Annotated in this window: 6 protein-coding genes, 6 tRNA genes and 2 rRNA genes; 13 read left to right on the top strand and 1 reads right to left on the bottom strand. The window is 38.4% G+C overall.

Annotation, left to right across the window (positions count from 1 at the left end):
• The 9 genes from H624_RS0107190 to rocF form a co-directional block, all read left to right on the top strand.
• Nucleotides 1-123 (top strand): 23S ribosomal RNA (locus tag H624_RS0107190); the annotation flags it as partial.
• A 73-nt stretch (nt 124-196) separates the two neighbouring features.
• Nucleotides 197-311: ribosomal RNA gene (rrf, locus tag H624_RS0107185) — 5S ribosomal RNA — on the top strand.
• A gap of 15 nt (nt 312-326) precedes the next feature.
• A tRNA-Asn gene (locus tag H624_RS0107180) sits at nt 327-401 on the top strand.
• A gap of 13 nt (nt 402-414) precedes the next feature.
• A tRNA-Glu gene (locus H624_RS0107175) sits at nt 415-489 on the top strand.
• Nucleotides 490-508: 19 nt separating this feature from the next.
• A tRNA-Val gene (locus H624_RS0107170) sits at nt 509-581 on the top strand.
• Between the two features lie 10 nt (nt 582-591).
• Nucleotides 592-675 (top strand) — tRNA-Tyr (locus tag H624_RS0107165).
• A 7-nt stretch (nt 676-682) separates the two neighbouring features.
• Nucleotides 683-754, top strand: a tRNA-Gln gene (locus H624_RS0107160).
• 15 nt (nt 755-769) lie between these two features.
• Nucleotides 770-842, top strand: a tRNA-Lys gene (locus H624_RS0107155).
• A gap of 137 nt (nt 843-979) precedes the next feature.
• A complete protein-coding gene (gene rocF / locus H624_RS0107150) occupies nt 980-1,885 on the top strand; it encodes an arginase (RefSeq protein ID WP_026866986.1) in 906 nt (301 codons plus the stop codon).
• 52 nt (nt 1,886-1,937) lie between these two features.
• On the opposite strand, the gene H624_RS0107145 is transcribed toward rocF, so the two are convergent.
• Nucleotides 1,938-2,387, bottom strand: coding sequence for a winged helix-turn-helix domain-containing protein (locus H624_RS0107145; RefSeq protein ID WP_026866985.1), 450 nt, complete (start codon nt 2,385-2,387; stop codon nt 1,938-1,940).
• 137 nt (nt 2,388-2,524) lie between these two features.
• On the opposite strand from H624_RS0107145, the gene H624_RS11785 reads away from it, so the two are divergent.
• Genes H624_RS11785 through glmM form a run of 4 tightly spaced genes read left to right on the top strand, consistent with a single transcriptional unit; the run spans nt 2,525 to nt 6,626 of the window.
• A complete protein-coding gene (locus H624_RS11785) occupies nt 2,525-3,472 on the top strand; it encodes a helix-turn-helix domain-containing protein (RefSeq protein ID WP_051220520.1) in 948 nt (315 codons plus the stop codon).
• 22 nt (nt 3,473-3,494) lie between these two features.
• Nucleotides 3,495-4,316 (top strand): diadenylate cyclase CdaA, encoded by an 822-nt coding sequence (gene cdaA, locus H624_RS0107135; protein ID WP_026866984.1) that lies wholly within the window; start codon nt 3,495-3,497, stop codon nt 4,314-4,316.
• Nucleotides 4,303-5,247 carry a CdaR family protein gene (locus tag H624_RS0107130; protein WP_026866983.1) on the top strand — a complete coding sequence of 315 codons (945 nt, stop codon included), beginning with the start codon at nt 4,303-4,305 and terminating at the stop codon, nt 5,245-5,247. Before cdaA ends, H624_RS0107130 begins: the two co-directional genes overlap by 14 nt.
• A gap of 26 nt (nt 5,248-5,273) precedes the next feature.
• Nucleotides 5,274-6,626: a phosphoglucosamine mutase gene (gene glmM, locus H624_RS0107125; RefSeq protein ID WP_026866982.1), complete on the top strand. Its 1,353-nt coding sequence runs from the start codon at nt 5,274-5,276 to the stop codon at nt 6,624-6,626.
• The last annotated feature ends 52 nt before the right edge of the window (nt 6,627-6,678 follow it).

Below are 6,678 nucleotides of genomic sequence, written 5' to 3'. Positions count from 1 at the left end.
AGCCCCCCTCAAGATGAGATTTCCCCAATAGATGCCTCAGAGACTATGAGGTTGATAGGTTCGGCGTGTAAGTGTGGTGACACATTGAGCGGACGAATACTAATCCATCGAAGACTTATTCAAAGTAAGAAATAAATGAGTGCGTTCACTCTTTACTGACACTTCTATTTGGTTTTGAATGTATATACATTCAAAGTCTGGCGGCGATGGCGGAGAGGCCACACCTGTTCCCATGTCGAACACAGTAGTTAAGCTCTCCAGCGCCGATGGTAGTTGGACTGACGTCCCGTGAGAGTAGGACGCTGCCAGGCTTACATATTTTTTATTCCACAGTAGCTCAGTGGTAGAGCTATCGGCTGTTAACCGATCGGTCGTAGGTTCGAGTCCTACCTGTGGAGCCATTTTTTTGTCTTAGGCCCGTTGGTCAAGCGGTTAAGACACCGCCCTTTCACGGCGGTAACACGGGTTCGAGTCCCGTACGGGTCACCATTTTAATATAGTCTAATATGGAGAATTAGCTCAGCTGGGAGAGCATCTGCCTTACAAGCAGAGGGTCGGCGGTTCGAGCCCGTCATTCTCCATTTTTCATTTGGAAGGGTAGCGAAGTGGCTAAACGCGGCGGACTGTAAATCCGCTCCTTCGGGTTCGGCAGTTCGAATCTGCCCCCTTCCACCATGATTTTTGGGCTGTAGCCAAGCGGTAAGGCAACGGGTTTTGGTCTCGTGACGCGAAGGTTCGAATCCTTCCAGCCCAGTTTTATTTATATTTAGAGCCATTAGCTCAGTTGGTAGAGCATCTGACTTTTAATCAGAGGGTCGCAGGTTCGAGCCCTGCATGGCTCATCTTGGACACTTGCAAAAGCAAGTGTCTTTTTTTATACATGAATTTAGTTCAAATTTAATATTTATAAGCACTTGTATAAAAACGCTTTCTTTAGTATATTTGTATAACAAAGGGGTTTAGATATGGAGGAGTTGTAGTGGTAAATATTGATTTGATCGGTGCGCCAACATCATTTGGACAACCAAGACCAGGTGTTGCTTTAGGTCCAGATGCTTTACGTTTTGAACATTTAATAGAGAGATTGACTGAGCTCGGCCATGAAGTAACCGATAAGGGGAATGTTGTTGGACAATATGGGGTATGGAAAGAGAACGGTAATGAAAAAGATAAAAATGGCTTAATCAATCTGAGTGAAGTATTAGATTATAGTCAAGTACTTGCCTCTGTGGTAGATGAGAGTGTAAGTAATAAGCAGTTCCCACTTATAATTGGAGGCGACCATAGCTTATCTATTGGTTCAATTAGTGGCATTAGTCATCATTATGATAACTTAGGGGTAATTTGGATTGATGCGCATGGGGATATCAATAGTAGCGTAACGTCACCAAGTGGTAATATACACGGTATGCCTGTAGGTGTCTTATTAGGTGAGGGGCATGAACAGCTGGTTGATGTACATAAAAGTGGTCCAAAGTTAAAACATGAAAATATTGTCTTTATAGGAGCGAGAGACTTAGACTCTGGCGAGCAGGCTTACATTAAAGAAAAAAATATTAAATGTCACACTATGTCAGATGTGAGAACCGAGCGTTTGACTGTTGTCATAAAAAAAGCTTTAGATTCCTTAGAGCATTGTGATGCCATTCATCTATCATTAGATGTAGATAGTTTAGATCCTTTGGAAATAGAAGGGACAGGTACGAAGGTCAATGGGGGACTTTTTCTAGCTGAATTACTCGAGGCATTAACAATACTAAGTGCATCTGATCGTCTAGTTTCTTGTGACTTAGTGGAAGTTAATCCCCTTCTTGATAAGGGAAATAATACTGCTAAAAAAGCTGTAGAAATCGCATCGTTTATATTCGGGAAAAGGTTATTATAGGTAGTAAAGAAGCTATGGAAGACGGATTTCCATAGCTTCTTGTTATATATTACTAAATCAGTTTATCTTCTGTTTTTACGATATTAATGAGATAAGAAGAAGTATCGGTGTCGTTTTCTTCATTATTTAGGTTTTTAAGATACTCCTTCAGGGCATTAAAGGAGTAATCATTTAATTTTAATTGATAAACGTGCGGGTCCGAATGTTCGGATAATGGTTTATAATTGAGTATATTCATATCTGCAATAATATGTTTTGCACTAGGAATGTAAAACTTTTGTAAAATGCTTTTCTTTTCTGCTGTATGTGAGATGGTTATAATACCGTGTTTTAACAATTGGCTGAGGTGATAGTGGACTTTAGCTCGTGGCAATTCAAGTTCGTCTGCAAGCATCTGACCAGTTTTTGCTTCTTCTGACATCATGGCAAGGAGTTTCATTCTAAACGGATCGCTAATTGACTTGAGCTGCTCTAGGTCTTTTATAACGAGCAAATTCTTCATTGTATCCTCCAATGTTTTCTTTTATTATCATGTAAAAAGTAAACCCCGTCAATTAATCAAGATTTCATTTATATGATTGTTTGTTACATAAAATTGGATTTGGTATTATTAAAATGTTAAGTACTAGGGGGATGAGTATGATAGGTCAAAGAATCAAAGAAATACGAAACAATAATAATCTGACGCAAGAAGAGCTCGCTGAGGGAATCATCTCCCGCACATATTTAAGTTTGATTGAAAAAGGTACTGTTCAACCATCAACAAATGTATTGGTTAAGTTAAGCAAGCGTTTGAATTGTACTGTAAATGATTTCATGACTGAAGTATCTCATTTTAAATATAATAATTTCGAAATACTTAGAGAAATAGGTCACTATGAATTGAAGGTTGAACATGGAGACTTTGAATCTGTGAAATATTTTATCGATAAAGAATATGAACAGATTGAAGATATTCCTATGCCAGATAGTGGTCGAATTCATCTGATATATGCTCAGTATTACCGTCATCTCGGTGATAGTAAACGTACACGTACGAATATAGATAAGGCATTGAAACAACTATCTACTGTGGCTGTGAATCAACATTATATTAACGCAGTCTTATTGAAGGCGGATTTACTGGTGATTGATAAGTTAACAGATCAAGCAATCGATATTTTAGAGGATGCTTTATACATGTTAACGAAGTTTGATGAATTAAATATTTCAGATTTAAAATTACGCTATGCACTTGTAAAATGTTATATTATATTTAAACAGTATTACACTGCACACAGAATCATTACAGATATAGAACTGATTTCTACAAGACTAGGTATCCACTATAAAGACTTGGAAATTGAACAGCTAAAAGTGCTCTGTTTGGTTAAGATTGAGCGTTATAATGATGCACTAGAAATACTGACTACAACAGATGATGAAGTACTATTAGTTTTAAAAGCCTATTGTTATTTCAAAATGGATAAGGTTAAAGAAGCAGATGCCTTATTTAAACAATTAGTTAACAATGAGTTAGATACTTCAGTCATACCTGAAATAACAGTAGTATATCGCGAGTTAACAGAGAGATTAGGTGGCTTATAACATAATAGAAAGGATAATCATTATGGACACAGCCAACTTTTTTGAAAATATCTCTACTTCCTTTGTAATTACAAGTATTATCGATGTGCTTATCGTTTGGTATGTATTTTACTTAATACTTACCGTCATCAAAGGAACAAAAGCCGTTCAGCTAATCAAAGGGATATTTTTCATAATAATTGGGCGGGCAATTAGTAATTTTTTCGATCTAACAACGACAACTCAGTTGTTTGATATGGTTTTACAATGGGGTTTCTTAGCAGTAATCGTTATCTTCCAACCTGAACTAAGAAGAGCCCTAGAACAACTCGGGCGTGGAAGTCTATTTAGATCCAATGGACAAAACGAAGCTGCAGTTAAGGAACGTCTTGTACAAGATATGCTCACCGCTGTAAGGTATATGGCTAAAAGGCGGATTGGAGCTTTAATAGTGATGGAAAAAGAAACGGGGTTAAAGGACTACATCGAAACAGGTGTGCCATTAAACTCAGAGATTTCCTCACAACTTCTTATTAACATTTTTATACCGAATACACCGTTACATGATGGTGCAATGATTATTCAAGGTGATAAAATCGCTACTGCAGGTAGTTATTTACCGCTTTCTGAAAGCAATAAGATCGCAAAAGACTTAGGGACACGACATAGAGCTGCTGTAGGAATATCGGAAGTGACCGATGCTTTTACGATTATCGTATCTGAAGAGACAGGGAATGTGTCTGTTACATACGACAGTAAAATGACCAAAGAACTTGACATGGATACACTTGAAAAACTACTCCATGAACAGTGGTTAGTCGCTGCTTCATCTAAGGAAGGGGGCGGTATATTTGCTAGAAAGTAAGGTTGGAGTAAGAATTGTTGCACTTTTATTAGCAATCTTGATGTTCTTTAATGCAAATAACATCTTGGATGAGGCAAACATATTTGGTGATGACGAAAATACAAATGAAGATGCCGAATTTGTTGAATCCGTACCAGTTGAATTACTTTATGATGAAGAAGAATATTATGTTTCTGGTGTCCCACAAGAGGTTACAGTTGAATTATCAGGTTCGAGTTCAAATGTGAAAAGATTACAGGCGACGAGAAACTTTGAAGTGACCTTAGACCTTAGAAATAGAGAGCCAGGAGAGCACGAAGTGTTCTTCACAGTAAACGGCCTACCTGAGAATGTCAATGCAACTGTACAGCCTGAAACGACAAATGTTACAATACAAAACCTAGTATCACAAACTTTTGAAGTTCAAGCAGAAGTGAGTGACGGCAGGGTGGGTTCTAGTTATCAACTGGATTCAGTCAATGTAGAACCTTCCACAGTGACAGTGAGTGGTGGAGAAAGCACGATGAATCGTATACAATATGTACGTGCCATGATGTCAGACACTTCTAGTATTACTGAGGAGAGAGTAGAAGAGGCAGAGGTGAGTGCTTTTGATGCTCAGTACAATAAGTTAGATGTCGTCATCGAACCAGAAACTGTAAGAGTGGAAATTGAAGTTGAAGAACTCTCTAAAAGTGTACCTGTGTATCAAGAAACGGTTGGTGAACCAGATAGCGGACATACGGTATCTGATGTAGAATTAAACCATGATACAATAGAAATATTCGGTGATAAGGAAACCTTGGACTCTATCAACTCACTAACAGCTGAGGTTGATGTTGAGGGAATGTCATCGTCGGGTACAAAAGATGTTAGAATAGAATTACCAGAAAATGTGACAAAGAGTGAACCGGCAGTGCTGGAAGCAGATGTCACTATTGAAAATGATTAACATGGACTTACAAAAAGGAGACTATTATGGGAAAGTATTTTGGAACTGATGGTGTAAGAGGTATTGCTAATGAAGGATTAACGCCAGAATTTGCTTTTAAATTAGGCCGTTACGGCGGTTACACTTTACTTGGAGAAGGCCAAGAACACCCTCGTGTACTCGTAGGAAGAGATACACGTATTTCTGGTGAGATGCTTGAATCTGCCTTGATTGCTGGCCTATTATCAATCGGTGCTGAAGTGATGCGACTCGGTGTCATTACAACTCCTGGTGTGGCTTACTTAACTAAAGATATGGAAGCGAACGCTGGAGTAATGATCTCTGCATCACATAATCCAGTTGAGGATAACGGTATTAAATTCTTCGGTCCAGATGGATTTAAGTTAACAGATGAACAAGAAAATGAGATTGAAGCATTAATCGATAGTGAAGGTGATAATCTTCCAAGACCAACTGGTGTTAATGTGGGTACAATCTCTGACTATTTTGAAGGCGGTCAAAAATACCTTTCATACCTTAAATCAACAATTAACACAGACTTTGATGGCCTGAAAATCGGTATTGATGGTGCACATGGTTCGACTTATCACCTAGGCCCATACTTATTTGGTGACTTAGAAGCGGAGACAGCAACAGTCGGTTCAAACCCAGATGGTACAAATATCAATGCAAATGTAGGTTCGACACATCCTGAGAGATTACAAGAATTAGTGAAAAATGAAGAATGTGATTTCGGTCTAGCCTTTGATGGTGATGGCGATAGAATAATTGCTGTAGATGAAAATGGAGATATCGTTGATGGGGATAAGATTATGTTCATCTTAGCTCAATCACTAAAAGAAAAAGGTGAACTCAAAGACGATACAGTCGTATCAACGGTAATGAGTAACCTTGGTTTCTATAAAGCATTAGAAGCACATGGCATGAAATCTGATAAGACAAAAGTCGGAGACAGATATGTTGTTGCTGAGATGCGTGAAGGTGGCTATTCTCTTGGTGGAGAGCAGTCAGGACATATCGTGATGATGAACTATAACACAACGGGTGACGGACTATTAACAGGTATTCATCTTGCTCAAATTATTAAAGACTCTGGTAAGAAGTTAAGTGAACTTGCAGCTCAGGTTGAGACATTCCCTCAAGAGCTTGTTAACGTTCGTGTAACAGACAAGCACCATGTAACAGATAATGAAGCGGTTAAAGCTGTCATGTCAGATGTTGAAGATAAGATGAACGGTAACGGCCGTATTCTTGTTCGTGCATCAGGAACAGAGCCATTAGTACGTGTAATGGTGGAAGCAGAAACTGAAGAATTAGCTACAGAGTATAGTGAAACAATTGCAAAAGTTGTAGAAGCTGAAATGGGTTTAGATAAATAAACATAAATGATAAGTGGTCCGGAATGAATGTCCGGACCACTTTTATGTAAAA

This window comes from Jeotgalicoccus marinus DSM 19772 (assembly GCF_000425825.1).
Taxonomy (GTDB): domain Bacteria; phylum Bacillota; class Bacilli; order Staphylococcales; family Salinicoccaceae; genus Jeotgalicoccus; species Jeotgalicoccus marinus.
The sequence above is the reverse complement of the archived record's forward strand: the minus strand, read 5'-3'. Positions and strand labels throughout refer to the sequence as shown.